The organism is Allosaccharopolyspora coralli, from assembly GCF_009664835.1.
Taxonomy (GTDB): Bacteria; Actinomycetota; Actinomycetes; order Mycobacteriales; family Pseudonocardiaceae; genus Allosaccharopolyspora; species Allosaccharopolyspora coralli.
The window spans coordinates 1782872-1802491 of record NZ_CP045929.1; the positions used below are offsets into that span (position 1 = coordinate 1782872).

Consider the following 19620-nt stretch of genomic DNA (forward strand, 5'->3'; position numbering starts at 1 on the left):
TCAGACTCAGTCCGCGCGTCCTTTTACTCCGATCGGCGTGAATGGGAGTTCCAGAGCACGCATTCGTCGCAGTAGCCACCGTCTGCGCGACGCCACCACTGGCAACACGTGCGCCGTCGCGCCCACGGTCCGGGCGGTTCGCGGTCGAGGTCGAGGAGTTTCACCAGCCCGGTGGCTTCGCGGAGTTCCGTCGCCGAATGCACCGCATCTCCGGGTAGTCCCGCACGCTGCAGCCGCCACAGCACGGTGCCGAGCAGACCGACTGGGTTTCCCCAGTATTCGTGGCTCGACGCCGGTGGACCACCCAGTGCGTGCAGCGACTCGGCGAGTGGGGTGAAGAAGGCGCGCATCTCCTTCCACCAGCGGTCCGCATCGGGGTCGACGGCGACCTCGGTGGTGGTGAGCGCGCGCAACCGCCCGTGTTCGTCGATCTGGGCGTCGAGTGTGGACAACGCCGGAACCCGTGCGGCGAAGTGGTACTCGGGGACACTGGCGCAACACGCGAGCCAGCCCGCGCGGAACGCCACGAGCACCAGGCCGGCTCGTCGATGCCGGAACCCACCGCGCTCCTGCCATTCCTCGACACAGCGTGGCAACCACGGTCCTGCCGTGTCGCAAAATTCCGTCCACGGCACGGTGGTCAGCGTCTCCGGCGGAGCCAGAGACGGCCGGGGCAGGAGCCGGTCGCACTCGCGTAGACGCCCGCGCAGCACTGCGTCCGAACAGGTGGGCGCGCGCATGGGTCTCCTCGGGTTGGGGGGGGGGCGCGACGACCCTATCCGCTCGCCGCCGATCGCGGTGTCGTCGTCAGGCCGAGGGGTCGACAGACAGCGAGGCCGTCGCCGTGCCGAGCGTCGGGTGTTGGCCGGTCAGCGTCACGATGCCGCTCTGCCGGAGGCGGCTCCGGATCCACACCGCACCCGCGCCTCCGGTCGCCTCCAACGGGAACGGGTTGTCGCCGACCAGCTCGGCAGGCCCGTCGAGATCGAGAGTGACGTCGCCGGTGACGTAGGGCCGCAGGGTTCCGTGCTCGTCGACGGCACGCAGCTCCGCGCGCGTCGCGTCCGCTCCGTCCGCGACGAGCGCCGGATCGTCGACGACGAGCGAGAGCCGGTCACGGCCGCGATCAGAGGACAGGTGCCGGGTGAGCACGAGCGTGTCCCCGAGGTAGCCGTCGATGCGCAGCCTGGGAGCGTCGGAACCGTCGATGGTGGACAGATCCGTCAGGAACGGCGGGTACGGCAGACGTGGGAACTCGTCGCGCGCCGGCCACAGCGTCGCGAACGGACTCCCGTCGACGGCCAGTTCGAGGCGGTCCAGGTTCGACCAGATCGCCGCGCGCCGCAACGCCGTCGCCGGGCTCGTCGGATCGAAGTCCCACGAGAACGAAGGCTCGATGACGACGCGTTCCTCCGGCGAGACCTGTGCGCGGTACACCGCGGCGCCGGGTTTCGGGATCCGGAACAGATCGAGGACTCCCGGCCACTTGATGCCGTCCGCGACGTTTCCGTGTCCCGACGGGTAGTCGAACCCGGCCCACGGGAGCACGCCGGTGTAGCGAGGGTCGGACAGCCCGAGGTCGTGCACTCGGGCGTGTGCGAACGCCTGCCCCTGCTGTACGTCCTGGGGATCGGTGCGGCGGTAGAACATCGCCGGCCCGGAGAGCGTGCCGACCGCTTCGCTCACGAGGTAGGGCCGATCGTCGCGGGGAGGGGCCAGTTCGGGCCTTGTGCGGCCGTCGGTGTCGCGGCTCGCCGAGTAGTCGTTGTAGCCGAACACGTCGTGCTGAAATCGCTCGGTCGCGTGGTCGGTGCCGAGGACAGCCCCGGTGGTCTGGCGCGAATCGTCCAGCGATTGCACCAGGTCCTGGGTGGCCGCGTAGAACTCGGGATGGTCGGCTGTCTCGTTGAGGCGTGCCGCCCAGACAATGACCGACGGGTGGTGTCGCGCACGCACGACCATGTCCCCGACATCGCGGTAGGCGCGGCGCAACCATTCGTCGTCGCCGAGGTACTGCCAGCTCGGCGGCTCGTCCCAGACGAGCAACCCGAGTTCGTCGCAGGCGTCGAGGAATGCCTCGTGCTGCGGGTAGTGCGAACAGCGGACCATGGTGCAGTTCAGTTCGCGCCGCAGAATCTCCGCGTCCCGTCGCTGCACCCGCGCAGGCATGGCGCCACCGGCGAAGGGATAAAGCTGGTGGCGATTGAGGCCGAAGAGCTGGAGACGTTCGCCGTTGAGGTAGAAGCCGTCCCGGCGGAACTCCGCGTCGCGGAAGCCGATGCGCCTACTGCGCCGGTCGAGGACGTGTCCGTCCCGCCGCAGTTCGACGTCGACGGTGTAGAGCTTCGGTGACCGAGTGCTCCACAGCGCGATGTCGTCCAGATCGCGTACGACGACGGTGACGATGTCCTCGTCGCATGCAGCCGAGGCCTCGGCGAGCACCCGGTCGTCGTCACGCACGGCCACACCGACCGTGACCCCGTCGCCTGCGGACTCGACCTCGCATCGCACTTCGAGTCGCCGCCGGTGGCCGAGGACGTCCCGGGCAACGGGATGGACATCGGCGAGGTGGTGCTCCGGTACAGCGACCAGGTGGACTTGCCGGTAGAGGCCCGCGGGTTGCCAGAAGTCGACCGCGCTGCTCGGCCGGTCCAAGCCGTGATTCGGTGGGACTTCGGGGAGGAACGCACCGTCGAGCTCCACGTCGAGCACGTGCGGTCCGGGGGCCTCGTCCAGAATCGAGGTGATCTCGCGACACCACGGCAGATACCCGCCGAGATGCGGTTCGAGCAGGTGCCCGTCGAGGTGCACGGTGGCTGCGGTGAGCGTCCCGTCGAACAGCAAGAACCATCGGTGCGTGCTCGCCGGGTCCACGCGGAACCGATGGCGGTACAGCCACCGCCGTTCCCAGCTCGCCGGATCCCACCGGCGCCACGAGAGCGGGACCACCGTGTGCGGAGGCACCACGGTCGACAGGGACTCGTCCGGAACCGAGGCCGGTTCCTGTCCGCTCGGCAACGGTCCGAACGACCACTCCTTGAGCGTGCGGCGCGCACGCCCGACGACGCGCGCGACGTCCGAAGCGGACATCCGTTCTCCCGAATCATCCGTGCCGATGGACGATGACCGAGGACGATTCGAGCACACCAGGCGCCCTCACCCTGCCGAGGCTGGTCACGTACGACCGTGCCCTACGGGCACATGCCAGTTCCCAACTGCGCTCTCACGGCCGTTGCCCGGATCCCGGGTCAGAACGAGCGGGTGGGACCGGTGTCGTCGATGATCCCGGTGCTCGCCTCGTCCGTTGCCTGCCCGCTGACCTGCCGGGTCGGGCCGGTGTTGTGCTCGCCGGGCTCGGCGGCGCGCGTCTGCGCGTCCGGGTCGACGGCCTCCATGTCCGGATTCGTGCCGGACGCTGCGCCTGCCGTGGGCCAGACCGCGGTGTGCTGGGGTGCGGACTGCGCCGGGGCGGCGCGCGGCTGCTCGACCCGCCGTGGCTGAGACGACTGCGGGGCCGGACGTGCGGGAGTCCGCGGGCTGGACCGTTCCTGCATGCGCCTGCGGTCGGTGGCGTCCTTGTTGTTGATGTAGAGGTTCTGCACCAGCAGCAGGACCAGACCGAAGACCAGCGCGGCCGCGCACAGCCCGAGCGCGGCCAGGTCACCGTCACGCCAGTAGAACGTGCCAGCCACCCCGATCGCGGCACCGAGCACGATCGCACCCAGGTGAAAAAGCAGGTGCGAGCCGAACTCCTTCACGATCCACTCCCTCCGTCGGTGCCGTGCACCTCTTCGGAACACGGGGCGCGTGGTGCGCGGGTTGTCCGGAGCGATCACCAGCCATGAACTCTCTGGTGACGATCTCCGCCGTTCGACCGGCAGGCACGCTGCCTCGATGGTAGCCGGGCGCGAGAGGAAGCCGTGTCACCGGACGTGTCGGGCGCGCGGTGTGAGGGGCGACACTGCGTAGTCCCCCCGATCGTGCCAGCAACGCCCCGCTGGCCTGCAGGGACCGCGGGGCGACACTACCGTGGTGCAAGCAGATCGGTGGACGCCCGAGAAGGTGATCGACGCGTCCCGACCAAACTTCCGGTGATCGACGAACGGGCCGTGCGGGGACGGTCCGTTGGACGGGGGTGGAGCCGGTGAACACCTTGGTCGTGTTCGCGGTCGCCGCGCCGGCGGCTTTCGGAGTGATCATGGGATCGCTCGTGGCGATGGCGTGGGTCGAGAAACGAATGATCGGAACCGTGCCGCTCGCGCGGCGCGCTCGAGCCGCGACGGCACACCGGGCACGACCACGTCTCGTGCGAATTCCTGCCACGGCGCGCCCGAGCGCACCACCTCCGCTGATCCGGGGATCCGGTGCGCTGCGAGGCAGGCCGCGTGCGGTGATGTCCGTGGCGGTCGGGTTGTTCGCGCTGGCCGTTCTTTCGGTCAGGCACGGACACGGCCCGGAGCCGATGCGCCGCGCCGCATCCGGACCCAGTCGCCGCGAGAAGGCGCGGTGGGAGGCTGCCCGCAACGGCATCCCGGCTCCTCGCGCCCACACCCACCCGCCTCGCACACTCAGGCCACGCGGAAGTCCGCGAAGTCGAACCCGGGTGACACCACGCAGCTGACCAGCGCTTCGACGCTCGCGCTCGCCCGCTGCCAGGTTCCGGCCGGCACGGTGAGCTGGATGTCGGCATCCGGGCCGAGCACCACGGTCTCGGGTGTGCCCGGCTGGTCGCCGGTGCCGCCGAGGGTCAGCTCCACCTCGCCCGCGTGCCAGAACCACAGCTCCTCGGACGCCACGGTATGCCAGCGCGAGACCTCACCGGCGTCGAGCGCGTAGTGGATGGCCGTGGCGGCCGGCCGCTGGGCGCCGTCCGACCGCTCGACGGTCGCGGAGCTCGCCCAGAACCGCCGGTACCAGCCGCCCTCCGGGTGCGGCAGCAGATCGAGCTCCTCGGCGCGGCCGCGGCGCGGCAGCAGCTCGAGATACCGGCCGTCAGGTGACCGACGGGCGTGATGGACCTCGATGATCGCCGAACGGTCGATTGCTGCGTACAGGTGCGGGAACAGCACGTCGGACGACACCCCGGCAGGCGGCGCGGGCGCGGCTGCCTCCCAACGCAGGTCCGCAGGCAGCGCGGCGCAGTCCAGCTCCAGCGCGACCATCGGTTCCGCCGAGTCCCGATACAGGGCGTCGGCGACGGCCAACGCCGTGGCCGCGTCCGGGGAGCAGTGCACGAACCCTTCGGTGCTCAGGCTCTCCGGAGCGATCGGCGCGGTCGGGTCGTCCCGGTAGGCGGACAGGGGCAGCAGATGCAGCACACTGGATCTCGTCACCACAGCAGTGTGTCCCGCGTCCCGGCGGGACCGTCACGGAGGTCGCGAGATGACAGTGCGTATCGCGGTGCTGGACGACTACCAGTCCGTCGCTCGCCGGTACGGCGACTGGGCACGCCTGCCGGTCGAGACCGAGGTCACCGTCTTCACCGACACGGTGACCGACCACGACGAGCTCGTCCGCCGGCTCGAACCGTTCGACGTCGTGGCCGCGATGCGGGAGCGGACCCCGTTCCCGCGTCGGCTGCTGGAGGCACTGCCGAACCTGCGCCTGCTCGTCACGACGGGTGAGCGCAACAAGGCGATCGATCTCGACGCGGCCACCGACTGCGGCGTCGTCGTGTCCGGAACCGGCAACGGCGAGGTTCCCGGCCGGCCCTGGGGACCCACGGCGGAGCTGGCGTGGGGTCTGATCCTCGCCGTGACCCGCAACATCCCTGCCGAGGACCGGAACGTGCGGGAGGGCGCTTGGCAACGGACCGTGGGTATCGAGCTCGCTCGCCGCACGCTCGGCGTGATCGGACTGGGACGGCTCGGCGGTCAGGTCGCGGGGGTCGGTCTGGCGTTCGGGATGAACGTCATCGCCTGGAGCGAGAACCTCACCGACGAGCGCGCGGCCGAGGCCGGGGTACGGCGGGTCGACAAGGACGAGCTGCTGCGCAGCGCCGACGTGGTCACCATCCACCAACTGCTCAGCAAGCGCACACGCGGACTCATCGGTGCCGGCGAACTCGATCTGATGAAGCCGACCGCGTACCTGGTCAACACCTCACGCGGGCCGATCGTCGACGAGGCGGCCTTGCAGGCCGTGTTGCGCGAGGGACGGATCGCCGGGGCCGGGATCGACGTGTACGGCGAGGAGCCGCTGCCCGCCGACGACCCGTGGCGCACGACGCCGCGCACGGTGCTCACGCCGCACATCGGCTACGTCACCGAGGGCACCTACGAGGCGTTCTTCGCCGACACGGTCGAGGACATCGCCGCTTTCCTCGACGGCCAGCCGGTGCGCGTGTTGAACGCGTGAGCCTTTTTGGTGGTTATGGCAACCAAAAAGGCTCACGCGCACTCAGAGGTCGTCGACGAGGCCGCGCATCGTCTCGATGAGCCGGGTCCGCTCGGCCGTGTCGTCGCCGAGCGGAGTCACGTTGAGCGTGCTCACGCCGGATTCCTTCAGCGCGGCGAGCCGTTCCTTGACGTGGCTCTCCGGGCCGATCAGCGTCGTCTTGACCAGCAGGTCCTCGGGAACCGCCGCGGCCGCTTCCTGCTTCTTGCCGTCGAGGTACAGGTCCTGGATCTTCTCGGCCGCCTCGCCGTAGCCGTAGCGGGTGGCGAGCTTGGTGTAGAAGTTCTGCCCTTTCGCGCCCATGCCACCGATGTAGAGGGCGAGTACATCGCGCATCATCTCGCGCTTGTGCGCCACGTCCTCGCCGATGGCCAGCGGTGCCTGGGCGACGACGTCGAGCGCGGGCAGGGAGGGGTCGCGTTTGGCCTTGCCCTCGGCGAGGGGCTCACCCCAGAGCTCGCCGGCCTTCTCCGGAACGTAGAAGATCGGCTCCCAGCCCTCGGCGAGCTCGGCGGTCATCGCCACGTTCTTCGGGCCGATCGAGGCGATGATGATCGGGATGCGTTCCCGGACCGGGTGGTTGATCAGCTTCAACGGTTTGCCCAGCCCGGTTCCCTGCTCTTCGGGCAACGGGATCGTGTAGTGCTTGCCGTCGTGGGCGAGTCGCTCGCGGCGCCACACCTTGCGGCAGATCTCGACGAGCTCACGGGTGCGGCCGATGGGCGCCTCGTACGGGACCCCGTGGAACCCTTCGATGACCTGCGGGCCGGAGGCGCCGATACCGAGCGTGAACCGGCCGTCCGAGACGAAGTCCATCCCGGCTGCGGTCATCGCGGTCAGGCTCGGGGTCCGCGTGTAGATCTGCAGGATGCCGGAGGCGATCTGCAGCCGTTCGGTGCGTGCGGCGATGAAGCCCATCTGGCTGACCGCGTCGTAGGAGTAGGCCTCGGGAACGAAGACCATGTCGAGCCCGGCCTTCTCGTAGGCGACGAGCTCGTCGACGGTCTCCTTGAAGCCACCGCTGTAGCCGAGCGGTATTCCGATGCGCATGGCGGTCCTCCCTCGTTCGGTCCGGTGCGGCGGATGTCACTCGGCATGTTACTGCCGCGTAGACCGTTCGCCCATGACCTCCACTGAAAGGCCTGTGAACAGCGGCAATGCTGCCGTTGTGCAAGCGGTGACGGTGGGTGAGACCGGCGTGGGGACCGTGGGCGACGAGGCCGAAGAGTGTGGAAGTTCCCGGATACGGGTAAACAGGACAGGGGTTCCGCAGCGGAACCGGATGATCACGGCGCGTTCACGCGCCCCGACCGTGGGGATCACTGGATGAGACTCGGGCTGCTCGACGTCGGCTCCTCGGCCGCTCGGCTGGACCTCGTGGACCTGAACGCGGGTCGGCCACGCGCGAACTGGAGCCACAAGGCCCGAACCCGCCTCGCCGAGCACACCGATCCGGACGGGGCCGTCAGTGCCGACGGCATTGAACGAACCGGGCTCGCGGTCGAGGAGTGCGTCAAGGCGGCGGGCACTGATCTGCCGCGCTTCGTCGTCGCCTACGGCACCTCGGCGGTGCGGGACGCGGCGAACAGTGCCGAGATCCGGCGCCGCATCAGCGACGCCGCCGGGGTGCAGACCGGGGTGTTCAGCCCGCGTTCGGAGGCGGCGTTGTCCTACCATGCCGCACGCCGCTGGGCGGGCCCATCCGAGGGACGTTTGACCACTGTGGACATCGGTGGCGGCACGGCCGACGTGGCGACCGGCAAGCAGGAATACCCGCGCAAGGTTCTGACGGTGCCGTTCGGTGCGGCCACTCTCTCCAGGGAACACGTTGTCAGTGATCCGCCGCGCGAGGAGGAGTTCCGGGCGCTCGTGGACGCGGTCGCGTCGACGGTGCCGGACGCGTTCGCGTCCGTGGCTGGCAGCGACCTCGGACGCCCGCTCGCCCTGTCCACTGTGTTTCGACAGCTCGCCGTACTCACCGAGTCCGGACACCGCAAACGGATTCGGCGTCCGGAGCGGCTGCACCGGCACAAGGTGGCGGCGTGGATCCCGCACCTGGCCGCGCTCGATCACGAGCAGCGCGTCGCGTTGCCGGGGATCTCGCGCACTCGGTCGTATCGTGCTCTTGCGGGTTCGGTCCTCGCCGAGGCCATGCTGCGCGTCCTCGATCTCGACACGGTGGAGATCTGTCCGTGGGGGTTGCGCGAGGGTCTGGTGCTCCGGTTCCTCGAAGCCTACGAGCAGGAGAGCAAACGGCCCCGCCGAGCGGTGCGTGCCGCCGCCGACCACATCCTTTCCTGACAGTCCGGCCGGCGCCCGTCGGTACCCGACACGACAACGCAAGGTCGAGGAAGGAGCACCCCCGTGCAGACTCGAGAACTCGGTCAGAATCTTCTCGTCAGCGCCCAGGGACTCGGGTGCATGGGAATGAACTTCGCCTACGGCGGTCAGGACGACTCGGAGTCCGTCGCGACGGTGCAGCGCGCCCTCGACCTCGGCATCACGTTCTTCGACACCGCCGACATGTACGGCCCGTGGAGCAACGAACAACTTCTCGGCCGGGCGCTGATCGGGCGCCGGGACGAGGTCGTGCTCGCCACCAAGTTCGGCAACGAGGTCGACGACAACGGTCAGCTCACCGGGCACGTCAACGGCCGTCCCGACTACCTCCGGCATGCGGTCGACGCCTCGTTGGGGCGCCTCGGCATCGACCATATCGACCTGTATTACCAGCACCGCGTCGACCCCGACGTGCCGGTCGGGGAGACGTTCGGGGCGCTGGCCGAACTCGTGCAGCAGGGCAAAGTCGGCTTTCTCGGGATCTCCGAGGCCGCTCCGGAGACGATTCGAGCAGCCCACGCCGCGCACCCGCTCACGGCGGTGCAGACGGAGTACTCGCTGTTCAGTCGTGACCCCGAGGACAACGACGTGCTGGCGACGGTCCGCGAACTCGGCATCGGGTTCGTCGCCTACAGCCCGCTCGGGCGTGGATTCCTCTCCGGGGAGATCCGCAGCCGCGAGGACCTGCCGGAGGACGACTGGCGCCGGAACAGCCCCCGGTTCCAGGACGAGAACTTCGATCGCAACCTGGCCGTCGTCGACGAGGTGCGCGCCATCGCCCAGCGCAAGGGCGTGACCGCCTCCCAGTTGGCGCTCGCCTGGGTTCTCGCGCAGGGCGAGGACATCGTCCCGATTCCCGGCACGAAACGGCGCACGTACCTGGAGGACAACGTGGCGGCCTCCGAGTTGTCGTTGACCGCCGACGAACTCTCCGCGATCGACGCGGTCGCGCCGCGGGGTGTGGCGGCCGGTGAGCGCTACCCGGCGGAGGCGATGAGCCAGATCCATCGCTGAGGTGGGTATCTGGGAACTGGAGACGCGCCGGAGCGTCTAACGGTGCTGCGGCTGGTCACGTGAGACGTGCCCTACGGGCACAGATGCCGGTTCCCACCTGCCTTCTGAGTTCGGCGGCCGGGTAGCGTCGTGGTCTCCGACGCCGACGAAAGGGCGCCACCGTGGGCCTCGTGTTGCACATCGCCATCACGGCCCTGGCCGTGTGGATCACCACCGCGTTGCCGGGCATCGACCTCGGCGGGGACGACACCGGAACCAAGATCGTGACGCTGCTGGCCGTGGCCGTGGTGTTCGGCGTGGTGAACGCGGTGCTCAAGCCGGTGGCGAAGACGCTGGGCTGCCTGTTCTACGTGCTCACGCTCGGGTTGTTCGGGCTGGTGGTCAACGCGCTGCTGTTCTGGCTCACCGGGTATCTCGCTCAGCAGCTCGACCTGCCGTTCTCGGTCGGCGGATTCTGGCCGGCGTTCTGGGGCGCGATCGTCGTGACGATCGCGAGCAGTGTGCTGCACGGCGCGACCCGGCGGCTGCGCGAGCCGCGCGAGCAGGAGTACTACCGCTACTGAAGCGCACACGGCCGTGTCGTGCCGCAGTGCGGGGCGGCCGCGGTGCGCGCCACGGCGCCTCGATCGACTCGTCACCTCGGGGGCAGCGACGACCACGGGTCCTGCCGGTGGATGACCGCGTGTGCCGCGAGCACCGCACCGGTGAGTGCGATGTTGCGGACATGGTTCAGAGCGTGCCAGCGCCGCAGGATCGCCTTCCGCTCACCGGGGGAGGGGACCGGCCGATCCCCGAGCAGCAGCGGCAGGTTCACGGTGCGCACCAGGTGGGCGGTCAGCGCCGTCGCGGTGGCCGAACACACCAGCGTCGTGAGGAGCGCGGGCCGGTCGGCCGGTTCGCGCCAGCCGAGCACCACAGCGGCGACGGTCGCGGGAGTGGTGAACGGAACCGCCGGCAGGTGCCTTCGGGCGGGACTGCCGGCCCCAAGCGGCCCGCGAGGACGTTGCTCCGGCGGGAGCGCCGCCAGCCGGTCGGGCAGCCGGGTGATCGCCTCGTAGAGATCGCCTACCAGCCCGTGCAGGTGCCCGGCCTGCGTCAAGCGAAGCATCCGGCGAACGCGTGATCGTGTCATCGTTTCACGGTGCATCAACTCGGTCGCGGCAACAACGCAAGCCTCCGCTGTTCGAAGGAGTAACTGTGTCCTTGGACGACTTCGAGCGTTACCCACTGTTGTTCGGGCCCAGTCCGGTCCATCCGCTGGACGATCTCGGTAACCATCTCGGCGGCGCCCGGATCTGGGCGAAGCGGGAAGACTGCAACAGCGCGCTGGCGTTCGGCGGGAACAAGACTCGCAAGCTCGAGTACTTGATCCCCGACGCGCTACGCCAGGGCGCGGACACTCTCGTCAGCATCGGAGGGGTGCAGTCGAATCACACTCGGCAGGTGGCCGCCGTCGCGGCCAAAGCGGGGTTGAAGGCCGTTCTCGTGCAGGAGAGTTGGGTCGATTGGCCGGACGCGGTCAACGACAAGGTCGGAAACATTTTGTTGTCCCGCATCATGGGCGCAGACGTGCGAATGGTCCGCGCGAACTTCGGGATCGGGTTCAAGGACAGCTGGCAGCGGACTCTCGACGAGGTGCGTGCGGACGGTGCTGTCCCGTACGCGATCCCGGCGGGAGCCTCGGATCATCCGCTCGGCGGTCTCGGGTTCGCCAACTGGGCCGACGAGGTCGAGCAACAGGAACGTGAGCTGGGTACCTTCTTCGACACGATCGTCGTGTGCAGCGTGACCGGCAGTACGCAGGCAGGCATGATCGCCGGCTTCGCCGGGCAGAGCCGGCCTCGGCGGGTGATCGGCATCGACGCGTCGGCCAAGGTCGGCGACACCCGCGCGCAGGTGGCCACGATCGCGCGCCGCACCGCCGAACTCATCGGACAGGGCCGAGATCTCGCCGACGACGAGATCAGTGTCCGGGAAGGCTGGGCAGGGCAATCCTACGGAGTACCCGTGAAGTCCACTGTGGATGCTATCCGGCTGGTCGCGAGCGTCGAGGGGATGATTCTCGATCCGGTTTACGAGGGCAAGTCCATGGCGGCACTGATCGACCTCGTCCGCAGCGGTGAGATTGCCGAGGACTCGAACGTCCTGTTCGCCCATCTCGGTGGCCAGCCCGCCCTCAACGCCTACAGCGCTGCGTTCGAGTAGTTCGGCGGTCGGTCTGTGGTGCGCAGTCGGCGGCGGTGCGGTCACCGGCCGGGGCCCGCTTGTGCCCACGGGTCGATCGGAACCGACTCGCGAGCCCTGCCGGTGTCGTCGACGATCCAGCCCTGGATCTTCGCTTTGCGCATCGCCACCTCACGCTCTCGCACCCGCAACTGCGGAGCCGCTTCGACCAGGCGTCGTTCGAGATCAAGTGCGTCCTCCACTCGGCCCAGCCATGCCCCGATCACGACGTTGTCCACGCCGGTCGTGGTCAGCAGCAGGCGGACCTGGGACAACGCGGCGATCCTCGGCAACGACTCGGACAGGACCGCGGCGTCGAGCGATCCGGACAGCCACAGGGTGACCGGGCAACCGACCGCTTCCTGCGTCACGTCGCACCGGATCGCCAGCAGCCCCGCACGACTCAGATCGAGAAGGCGGCGCTGCACCGTCGTCCGTGGCCAGCCGGTCGACCGGGCCAGCTCGGCCGCGCTCGCTCGCCCGTCCCGGCCGAGCGCATGCAGCAGCGGGCGTACTCGCTCCGGCGGAAGGTGAATCGGGCGAGACGTCCCCGTGGCGACGTGCAGCTCCTTCTGCTGAGCCGGGGTCAGGCCGTCCAGCCGCCACGTCCGCGCGTCCTGATGCGTGCCGGTCACCATGCGGACGTCGGTGTCGAGCACGCCCTGCAACGAAGCGATCTCGCGCGACCACGTGTCCAAATGAGACCGGTCCGTCACGATCACATGAGCCAACACGGAACCGCGTCCGGCCAGCCGGTAGACGGACTTCGTCCTCGGATCCCGCGCGAGCAGGCTGAGGACCTCGTCCACAGCCTCCTCTGCGACGTCTGCGCGCAGCAACGCGCCTGCCATCCCGAACCAGAGCTTCGGACTCCCGGAGCCCGTCACCCACGCCCACCCCTGCGATCGCAGCCGATTCCACCGCCGGGCGAGCGTCGTCCCGCTGTACTGCAACGCGGCCCCGAGGTCGGTCCACGACGCGCGGGGCGCGATCTGCAGCGCGTGTATCACCGCCCTGTCGAGCTCGTCGAGCACCGAGGTGGCGGATCCGGTCGGCGTGGTGGGCATTTTCCTCACCGAGGTACGGGTATCTGGGCGAAGATGACGAATTTCGGCGTCCGGGAAGCGCAATGGTGAGGCTGTCACGGTTCGCAACAGCTGAACAAGGGAGCGCGACGTGAGCGAGGCCAAGGAGAGGACCACCGACTCGCCCGGCTGGGTCACCACCGTCCTCGGTGGGATCGAACGCGTCGGAAACCGCTTACCGCACCCCGTGCTGTTGTTCTTGATCCTCTCGGTGGTGCTGGCGGTGGCGAGCCTCGTCATGGCAGCGATGGGGCTGTCGGCGACGTTGCCGGGGGACGACGAGTCGGTCGACGTCCGTAGTTTGATCAGCGCGGAGGGCATGCGGTTCGCGCTGACCGACGCGGTCGAGAACTTCGTGACCTTTCCCCCGTTGGGCACGATCGTGGCCGTGATGCTGGGCATCGCCGTCGCCGACCGCAGCGGTCTGCTCCCCACACTGCTCCGCGTGACCGTGCTCAAGGCACCTCGTTCGATGGTGACGTTGGCGCTCATGTTGGCCGGCGTCAGCGGCAGCATCGCTTCCGACGCCGCCTACATCGTCCTCATTCCCCTCGGCGCGATGGTGTTCCACAGCCTCGGCCGCAACCCGCTCGTCGGCGCGGTAGCCGCCTACGTCGCGGTGGGAGCCGGCTACGACGCGAGCATCTTCGTGACCGCCACCGACGCTCTGTTGCCGGGGATCACCACGGACGCCGCCGCCATCATCGACCCGTCCGTCGAGGTCAACGCCCTGTCCAATTACTGGTTCTCGGCCGTGTCGGCGATCGTGGTCGCCGTGGTCGGTGCCGTGGTCGTCGACAAGGTCGTCACGCCCAGGGCAGGCACCTACGAAGGACCTCCCGGCGAGGAACTGGAGAAGATCAGCGGCGACCAGATCCGGGGTCTGAAGGCGGCGGGGTGGACGACCCTCGTGTTCCTCGTCGTCTGCGCGATCGCGTGGCTTCCGCCCGGCTCACCGTGGCGTGACGCCGACACCGGTGAACTGGTTCCCTCACCGTTCATCGAAGGCATCGCGGTGGTGCTGCTCGTCGGGTTCACCGCTGCCGGGTACGCCTACGGCCGCGTGACCGGCTCCATCCGCCGTGCCGCCGACGTACCCGGGTTGATGCGCGGAGGGATGGAGGACATCGGCAACATCCTCGTGCTGTTCTTCGTCATCGCCCAGTTCCTCGCGTACTTCAAGTGGACCGGTATCGGGCAGTGGATCGCCGTGCACGGCGCGGAAGTGTTGGAGCGGCTGAACGCGCCGACGCCGATTCTCCTGCTGCTGTCGGTTTTCCTGGTGTTCGGGCTCGGGTTGGTCATCACCAGTGGCTCGGCGCAGTGGACCTTGCTTGCTCCGGTGCTCGTCCCGATGCTGATGCTCGTCGGCATCGACCCGGAGTCGACGCAGGCGGCGTTCCGTATCGGGGACTCGACTGCCAACGTGTTGACGCCGATGAGCCCCTACTTCGCCGTCGCGCTCGGTTTCCTCCAGCGCTATCGCAAGGACGCGGGCATCGGGACGTTGATGTCCATGACGTTGCCGATCGCCTTGTCGATGTTGGCCGTGTGGACCGTCCTGTTCTTGCTGTGGATCGTGTTGGGCATCCCGCTCGGTGTGGGGTAGTCCGCCGGTCCGTTCTGTTGTCACCCCGCTCGAGGCACCGACCGGTGCGACGCAAGGAGTGTGAGATGAGTAGTGTGGATCAGCCGCGCCCGGTGGTGTGCGCGGGTACACCCGCGCACACCGGCACGCTCGTGCGGCAACGCCTCGCCGCGCAGTCGGACGTTCTCAACGCGGACCTCGAACGTCTGGTGACGACGGAAACCCCCAGTACCGATCCGGGATCGCTCGGGCGAGGGGCCGACGTGCTCGCGCGGTGGGTTCGGCAACGGTGGCCGGGCGTGGAGGTCGAACAGGTCGTCGGCGACGCGACGGTGGCCGGTTCGCCGGAAGCCGCCACCGTGGTCCGAGCGGAGATTCCCGGGTCGTTGCCCGGGACCGTGGTGCTACTGGGACATCACGACACGGTTTTCGATACGGGAACGATCGAGCAGCGGCCTTTCTCCATCGCGGAACAGACGTGGGAGGGGCGAACACGACGTGTTGCGCACGGCCCGGGTGTCTTCGACATGAAAGCCGGCATCGTTCTCGGTGTGCACGCGATCGCTGCGTTGGACGCACAGGGAATTCCCCGTCCCACCGTGCGTTTGTTGATCAACGCGGACGAGGAGGTAGGCAGTCTCGGCTCCCGCGGTGTGCTGGTGAAGCAATCCGAACACGCGCTGGGCGCCTTGGTCCTCGAACCCGGGGGCTGCACCGGAACGCTCAAGTACGCGCGTAAAGGAGTCGGTCTGTGGGACGTGAACGCAACAGGAATCGCGTCGCATGCCGGACTCGATCCGGAACGCGGGGCCAGTGCGATCCACGCGCTTGCGGATCTGGCGTGTCACGCCGTGAGTCTGGCCGACCCTGCGGTGGGCACGACGGTGAACGTGGGCACCTTCTCCGGCGGTGGCCGTGCCAACGTCGTCGCGCCCGCAGCGCGCCTGGAACTCGATGTCCGGGCTCGAACCGTGCGCGAAGCCGAGCGGGTGGAGGGCGGCCTCCTCTCGTGGTCGCCTGCGGACCCGCGTGTGCGCGTGACGTTCGACGGTGGCTGGAACCGCCCGCCGTGGCAAGCCACCGACGCCACGCACGCGCTCATCCGGGTCGCCGAGCAGGCGGTCGCCGGGTGGGGCTTGTCGCTGGATCTCCGTGAGGTCGGCGGTGCCAGCGACGGAAACGTCCTCGCGGATGCGGGAATCACCGTCCTGGACGGAATGGGAGCGAGTGGCGACGGTGCGCACGCGGCACACGAGTACGCGGTCCTCGACGACATGCCGGAGCGAGCGGGGCTGCTCGCGGCCGTGGTCGCACACTGGCCGTGCGCTGGCTAGGGTGCGGGGACTGCGGTCGAAGGGCGTTGCTGGCCGAGCCGTGCTTTCGGCATGGATTTGTCGTTGGACATCAACGAACGCCGAAGCCGTGCGATCGGTGACTCCGCCGCGGAGTACGGACGTGTAGCGGAGCGGACCTCGTTGATGCCGCGGTCACGACGGCTCGTCACTGGCGGCCGGGGTGGTGTTGGGGACGCGCGAGCCGAGGGCCTGCATGGCGCGCGCGCCCATCACCGGGCCCGGCACGAGAAGCAGGAAGGCGTATTGCCATCCGACCGCGTTCGCCAGCAGCGGGACGAGTTGAATGCTGATCACTGTCAGCGCGAACCCGATGGCGGTCTGGGCGGTCAGCGCGGTCCCGACGTAGTGGGGGTCTGCGGTCTCGCTCAGCGACGTGGAGAACACGCCGGAGTCGGCGATCACCGAGGCTCCCCACACGGCGCAGAACAGCACGAGCAGCGCCGGTCCGGCGTGGAACGCCAAAGGAGAGAGCAGGCAGCATGTTCCGCTGACGGCCAGCGCGATCACGGCTGCTCGCGAGCGGCCGAATCGGTCGGCGCCCCATCCTCCGAGTAGGCATCCGGCGACCCCGAACAAGCCCATCGTGGCGAACACGACGAGTCCGACGGAGCCCGGCAGTTCCTGTGCGGTAGGGCTGGCCAGCAGGAAGATCGGGAGCCAGGTCCACAGGGCGTAGAGCTCCCACATATGGCCGAAGTAGCCGAGGTTCGTCAGCAGGGGACCGCGCTGGGTGAACATCGTGAGTGCGTAGCGGGGGTGAGGTGTGCCCGTCCCGCGCGCGAGGTGCGGGCCGGGGCGCACGAAGACAAGGGCGATCAGGGCGCCGAGCCCGCCCAGCGCGGAGGCGACGAGCAGGACAGTGGGCCAGGGGAGGTCGCCGAAGCCGTTGATCAGTTGAGGCAGGATGGACCCCAACGTCAGCGCCCCGATCAGTACTCCGAGCGCGAGGCCCCGACCCGTGCTGGGCGCCCAGGAAGCCATCAGCTTCATCCCGACCGGGTACACACCGGCCAGGCACACCCCGGTCAGGAACCGTAGTGGGAGCGCGGTGGCCATCCCGTCGGCGAACAGGGCCAGAACGACGGTGCACACGGCCGCCGATGCCGCACTCATCGCCAGCAGCACTTGGGCGGTGATCCGGTCGGCCAGGTTCAGCGCCGTGGACCCGACGGCGCCGACGACGAAACCCAGCTGGGTCGCGCCGGTCAGCCACACCGCGCCCGACGTACTGATCCCCCAGCTCTGGCGCAGGCTCGGAACGACGGCCGAAACCGAGAACCACACGGCGAGACCCAGCACCTGGACGAGGGCGATCGCGGCCCGCTGGCGGCGCGCCGTCGTCTGCCCACGTTCGACGTTCGTGTCGTCCATGCCGTCCCTTGTGGAAGTGGTCTCGATCGGATCGTGGGCTACCGTAGACAGATTGGTCTGCCCATACAAGTCCGTATACTCTCGCGTCGGGCTCTGCGGTCTTGAGCCGTGACACCCGTGACGGAGAGCCTCGAGCGGGAGGGGAGCGCATGGAGCGTCGAGTACGGCCCAACAAGCGAGACTTGATCGTCGACGAGGCGTCGAGGCTGTTCTACGAGCGCGGCACCGGACTCGGAGTGGACACCCTCGTCGACGAGATCGGCGTCGCGAAGATGACGCTCTACAAGCACTTTCCCACCAAGGACGAACTCATCGTCGCCTGCTTGCGCCACATCGACACCCGCTACCGCGCCAGGCTGCGCGGGGGACTCGCCGACGACGGCTCCGCGACCGACAAGGTGCTGGGGATCTTCGACTCGCTCCGGGAATGGTTCGCCACGCCGAGTTTTCGAGGGTGCGCGTTCGTCAACGCCACTGTGGAGCTCGCCGACCCGCAGCATCCCGCCCATGCGGCGATCCTGGAGTACAAGACCGACACTCGTGCGTGGATCGCCGAGTTGCTGACCGAGTGCGGCCTCGTCGCCCCGCAGTTCGTTGCACGGCAGATCGTCCAGCTCATGGAAGGCGCCATCACCACCGCGTTGCTCGAGCAGGATCCTGCTGCCGCCGCCGTCGCGCGAGCCTCAGCGGCCCAGATCCTGGCCGCCAACGGCGGGACGTGATCCCGGAGACGTACGCAGACGCAGACGGTAGGGGAGCGGTTTCGGCCCCGGTTCCCTGACCAAGTGCTGACGCCGACCACGGTAGAAACAGGAAAAGGCCAGGTCGGAGATGTCCTGACGGAATCTGCGGCCTGGCCGCTTTCGCGTGGGCGATACTGGGATCGAACCAGTGACCTCTTCGATGTGTAGGCGGCGACGCACGACCGGTCTGTGTCCTCTGGTGATGTCGAGTGCCCGCTGACCTGGCGTCCGTGCCGGGGCGTTGTGCGGTGTGGCGGCCGGTCCCTGCCCGTCCGCTCCGGATTCGCTCCGGCTCTTCAGCTCGCGGGAGGCCCGCGGTCCGGCCAATTCCCTTCGGCCTCCGAGACCGGCGCCACCTCCTACCGGCTCGCCCACGCGCGGTCGGCGACTGCACACTGAGCTGACGCTGTCGGTGGGAACTGATTGCCTAGCCGAATGTTCGAAACTCCCGACGAGCTCGACAGCCTCCAAGCCCTGCTCGACACGTCTTGGGCTGGCTCCAGCAGCCACCTCAAGTCGATCATCCGGCCGGGTGAAAGCACCTTGGGCGCCGAGCAGGTCGTCCGAGTCTGCCAAGGCATGTGCACTCTGGCCATCGCCACGGTCACCCGGCGCGGTGAGCCACGCATCAGCGGCGCCGACGGGCACCTCCTGCACGGCCGTTGGATCGTCGGCACCCACCGCCAGGCCGCTAAAGCCCGTCATCTCGCGGCGCGGCCCGGCATCAGCGCGACTTTCATGCGGGGCGAGCAGCTCGGCATCTTCACCCACGGACACGCCGTTCCGCTGAACCCCGAGGGAACGAACAGCGACCCGACTTGGCTGACCGTCCGCGACTACCTCGTCGACCACTACGACGACGACGGCCACAACCCGTTCTGGGAGGAAAACGTGTGGTATCGCATCGACCCCAGCTGGATGGTCGCCTACAGCGTCGACCCCGTCGGCCTGCTCGACCAACAACCATCGGTCTGATGCGAGTCCACTTCCCGCGGTCGTCCCGTGGGTAACCCCTTGACAGACACCAGCGATCGAGACCCCTGAGGACCGAGGCGGCGGCCGTGCACCACGTCGCACGCCACCAGGCCGGCGGCTTGCGCTTCTACGACCTGCGCCACGTGGCTCATCGACGACGGCGTGCCGCCCAACATGGTTCAGCGAGTGATGGGACATGAGCGGTCAGCCACGACACTGGATCTCTACACCCGACGCACCGATGACGGCGAACGCATCCTGCGTGCACTCGATGACGCGGCGGGAGATGAGGGTGGGGGAGCGGGGGACGCCGTCGGTTCGATGACCCGATGCTGCATATTTGCTGCATCTGAAACTCGGGGGCATGAAAAAGCCAGGTCGGAGATGTCCTTGCGGATCTCTGACCTGGCCTTGTGGTGTGTGGGCGATACTGGGATCGAACCAGTGACCTCTTCGGTGTGAACGAAGCGCTCTCCCCCTGAGCTAATCGCCCGTGAGTCCCCGTTCCCGGCGACACGATGAACACTACC

General features: G+C 68.6%; 17 protein-coding genes and 1 tRNA gene. 9 read left to right on the plus strand and 9 right to left on the minus strand.

Annotated elements, in window-relative coordinates; translation table 11 throughout:
- Nucleotides 1-23: 23 nt before the first annotated feature.
- The 4 genes from GIY23_RS08500 to GIY23_RS08515 form a co-directional block, all read right to left on the minus strand.
- On the minus strand, nucleotides 24-740 hold the full coding sequence (locus GIY23_RS08500; protein WP_154076153.1) for a (2Fe-2S)-binding protein: 717 nt from the start codon (nucleotides 738-740) through the stop codon (nucleotides 24-26).
- 67 nt (nucleotides 741-807) lie between these two features.
- The gene (locus GIY23_RS08505) at nucleotides 808-3090 is read right to left on the minus strand and encodes a glycoside hydrolase family 2 protein (protein ID WP_154076154.1); all 2283 of its coding nucleotides are present in this window, start codon (nucleotides 3088-3090) and stop codon (nucleotides 808-810) included.
- A gap of 158 nt (nucleotides 3091-3248) precedes the next feature.
- Nucleotides 3249-3758: a hypothetical protein gene (locus GIY23_RS08510; protein WP_154076155.1), complete on the minus strand. Its 510-nt coding sequence runs from the start codon at nucleotides 3756-3758 to the stop codon at nucleotides 3249-3251.
- Between the two features lie 810 nt (nucleotides 3759-4568).
- Nucleotides 4569-5333 (minus strand): cupin domain-containing protein, encoded by a 765-nt coding sequence (locus tag GIY23_RS08515; protein WP_228717620.1) that lies wholly within the window; start codon nucleotides 5331-5333, stop codon nucleotides 4569-4571.
- A 55-nt stretch (nucleotides 5334-5388) separates the two neighbouring features.
- On the opposite strand from GIY23_RS08515, the gene GIY23_RS08520 reads away from it, so the two are divergent.
- Nucleotides 5389-6357, plus strand: a complete 969-nt coding sequence (locus tag GIY23_RS08520) for a D-2-hydroxyacid dehydrogenase family protein (protein WP_222850338.1) — start codon at nucleotides 5389-5391, stop codon at nucleotides 6355-6357.
- 42 nt (nucleotides 6358-6399) lie between these two features.
- Here GIY23_RS08520 and GIY23_RS08525 read toward each other — a convergent pair whose 3' ends face one another.
- Nucleotides 6400-7446 carry an LLM class F420-dependent oxidoreductase gene (locus GIY23_RS08525; RefSeq protein WP_154076158.1) on the minus strand — a complete coding sequence of 349 codons (1047 nt, stop codon included), beginning with the start codon at nucleotides 7444-7446 and terminating at the stop codon, nucleotides 6400-6402.
- 276 nt (nucleotides 7447-7722) lie between these two features.
- Here GIY23_RS08525 and GIY23_RS08530 point away from each other — a divergent pair, with 276 nt between their 5' ends.
- From GIY23_RS08530 to GIY23_RS08540, 3 genes are all read left to right on the plus strand, one after another.
- Nucleotides 7723-8697, plus strand: a complete 975-nt coding sequence (locus GIY23_RS08530; RefSeq protein WP_154076159.1) for a Ppx/GppA phosphatase family protein — start codon at nucleotides 7723-7725, stop codon at nucleotides 8695-8697.
- A 120-nt stretch (nucleotides 8698-8817) separates the two neighbouring features.
- On the plus strand, nucleotides 8818-9750 hold the full coding sequence (locus tag GIY23_RS08535) for an aldo/keto reductase (protein WP_222850339.1): 933 nt from the start codon (nucleotides 8818-8820) through the stop codon (nucleotides 9748-9750).
- Nucleotides 9751-9920: 170 nt separating this feature from the next.
- Nucleotides 9921-10313, plus strand: coding sequence for a phage holin family protein (locus GIY23_RS08540; protein ID WP_323847485.1), 393 nt, complete (start codon nucleotides 9921-9923; stop codon nucleotides 10311-10313).
- Between the two features lie 71 nt (nucleotides 10314-10384).
- On the opposite strand, the gene GIY23_RS08545 is transcribed toward GIY23_RS08540, so the two are convergent.
- Nucleotides 10385-10882, minus strand: a complete 498-nt coding sequence (locus GIY23_RS08545; RefSeq protein ID WP_154076162.1) for a DUF1772 domain-containing protein — start codon at nucleotides 10880-10882, stop codon at nucleotides 10385-10387.
- A 65-nt stretch (nucleotides 10883-10947) separates the two neighbouring features.
- Between GIY23_RS08545 and GIY23_RS08550 the strand changes: the two genes are divergently transcribed.
- On the plus strand, nucleotides 10948-11955 hold the full coding sequence (locus tag GIY23_RS08550; RefSeq protein ID WP_154076163.1) for a 1-aminocyclopropane-1-carboxylate deaminase: 1008 nt from the start codon (nucleotides 10948-10950) through the stop codon (nucleotides 11953-11955).
- Nucleotides 11956-11996: 41 nt separating this feature from the next.
- Here GIY23_RS08550 and GIY23_RS08555 read toward each other — a convergent pair whose 3' ends face one another.
- Entirely contained in the window at nucleotides 11997-13040 is a 1044-nt protein-coding gene (locus tag GIY23_RS08555; RefSeq protein ID WP_154076164.1) for an Lrp/AsnC family transcriptional regulator, read from the minus strand.
- Nucleotides 13041-13149: 109 nt separating this feature from the next.
- Between GIY23_RS08555 and GIY23_RS08560 the strand changes: the two genes are divergently transcribed.
- Both GIY23_RS08560 and GIY23_RS08565 read left to right on the plus strand, forming a co-directional pair.
- A complete protein-coding gene (locus GIY23_RS08560; RefSeq protein WP_154076165.1) occupies nucleotides 13150-14667 on the plus strand; it encodes an AbgT family transporter in 1518 nt (505 codons plus the stop codon).
- Nucleotides 14668-14732: 65 nt separating this feature from the next.
- Nucleotides 14733-15980, plus strand: a complete 1248-nt coding sequence (locus GIY23_RS08565; RefSeq protein WP_154076166.1) for a M20/M25/M40 family metallo-hydrolase — start codon at nucleotides 14733-14735, stop codon at nucleotides 15978-15980.
- A 153-nt stretch (nucleotides 15981-16133) separates the two neighbouring features.
- Here GIY23_RS08565 and GIY23_RS08570 read toward each other — a convergent pair whose 3' ends face one another.
- Nucleotides 16134-17372, minus strand: coding sequence for an MFS transporter (locus GIY23_RS08570; RefSeq protein ID WP_154076167.1), 1239 nt, complete (start codon nucleotides 17370-17372; stop codon nucleotides 16134-16136).
- A 149-nt stretch (nucleotides 17373-17521) separates the two neighbouring features.
- On the opposite strand from GIY23_RS08570, the gene GIY23_RS08575 reads away from it, so the two are divergent.
- Together GIY23_RS08575 and GIY23_RS08580 are read left to right on the plus strand one after the other, a co-directional pair.
- A complete protein-coding gene (locus GIY23_RS08575) occupies nucleotides 17522-18094 on the plus strand; it encodes a TetR/AcrR family transcriptional regulator (protein WP_154076168.1) in 573 nt (190 codons plus the stop codon).
- 456 nt (nucleotides 18095-18550) lie between these two features.
- Nucleotides 18551-19090: a pyridoxamine 5'-phosphate oxidase family protein gene (locus GIY23_RS08580; RefSeq protein ID WP_154076169.1), complete on the plus strand. Its 540-nt coding sequence runs from the start codon at nucleotides 18551-18553 to the stop codon at nucleotides 19088-19090.
- 421 nt (nucleotides 19091-19511) lie between these two features.
- On the opposite strand, the gene GIY23_RS08590 is transcribed toward GIY23_RS08580, so the two are convergent.
- Nucleotides 19512-19583, minus strand: a tRNA-Val gene (locus GIY23_RS08590).
- Nucleotides 19584-19620: the final 37 nt, after the last annotated feature.

Coding starts and splice junctions, on each gene's coding strand:
- GIY23_RS08500 (WP_154076153.1), bottom strand. CDS start 740: ATGCGCGCGCCCACCTGTTCGGACGCAGTGCTGCGCGGGCGTCTACGC.
- GIY23_RS08505 (WP_154076154.1), bottom strand. CDS start 3,090: ATGTCCGCTTCGGACGTCGCGCGCGTCGTCGGGCGTGCGCGCCGCACG.
- GIY23_RS08525 (WP_154076158.1), bottom strand. CDS start 7,446: ATGCGCATCGGAATACCGCTCGGCTACAGCGGTGGCTTCAAGGAGACC.
- GIY23_RS08530 (WP_154076159.1), top strand. CDS start 7,723: ATGAGACTCGGGCTGCTCGACGTCGGCTCCTCGGCCGCTCGGCTGGAC.
- GIY23_RS08535 (WP_222850339.1), top strand. CDS start 8,818: ATGGGAATGAACTTCGCCTACGGCGGTCAGGACGACTCGGAGTCCGTC.
- GIY23_RS08545 (WP_154076162.1), bottom strand. CDS start 10,882: ATGACACGATCACGCGTTCGCCGGATGCTTCGCTTGACGCAGGCCGGG.
- GIY23_RS08555 (WP_154076164.1), bottom strand. CDS start 13,040: ATGCCCACCACGCCGACCGGATCCGCCACCTCGGTGCTCGACGAGCTC.
- GIY23_RS08565 (WP_154076166.1), top strand. CDS start 14,733: ATGAGTAGTGTGGATCAGCCGCGCCCGGTGGTGTGCGCGGGTACACCC.
- GIY23_RS08570 (WP_154076167.1), bottom strand. CDS start 17,372: ATGGACGACACGAACGTCGAACGTGGGCAGACGACGGCGCGCCGCCAG.
- GIY23_RS08575 (WP_154076168.1), top strand. CDS start 17,522: ATGGAGCGTCGAGTACGGCCCAACAAGCGAGACTTGATCGTCGACGAG.
- GIY23_RS08580 (WP_154076169.1), top strand. CDS start 18,551: ATGTTCGAAACTCCCGACGAGCTCGACAGCCTCCAAGCCCTGCTCGAC.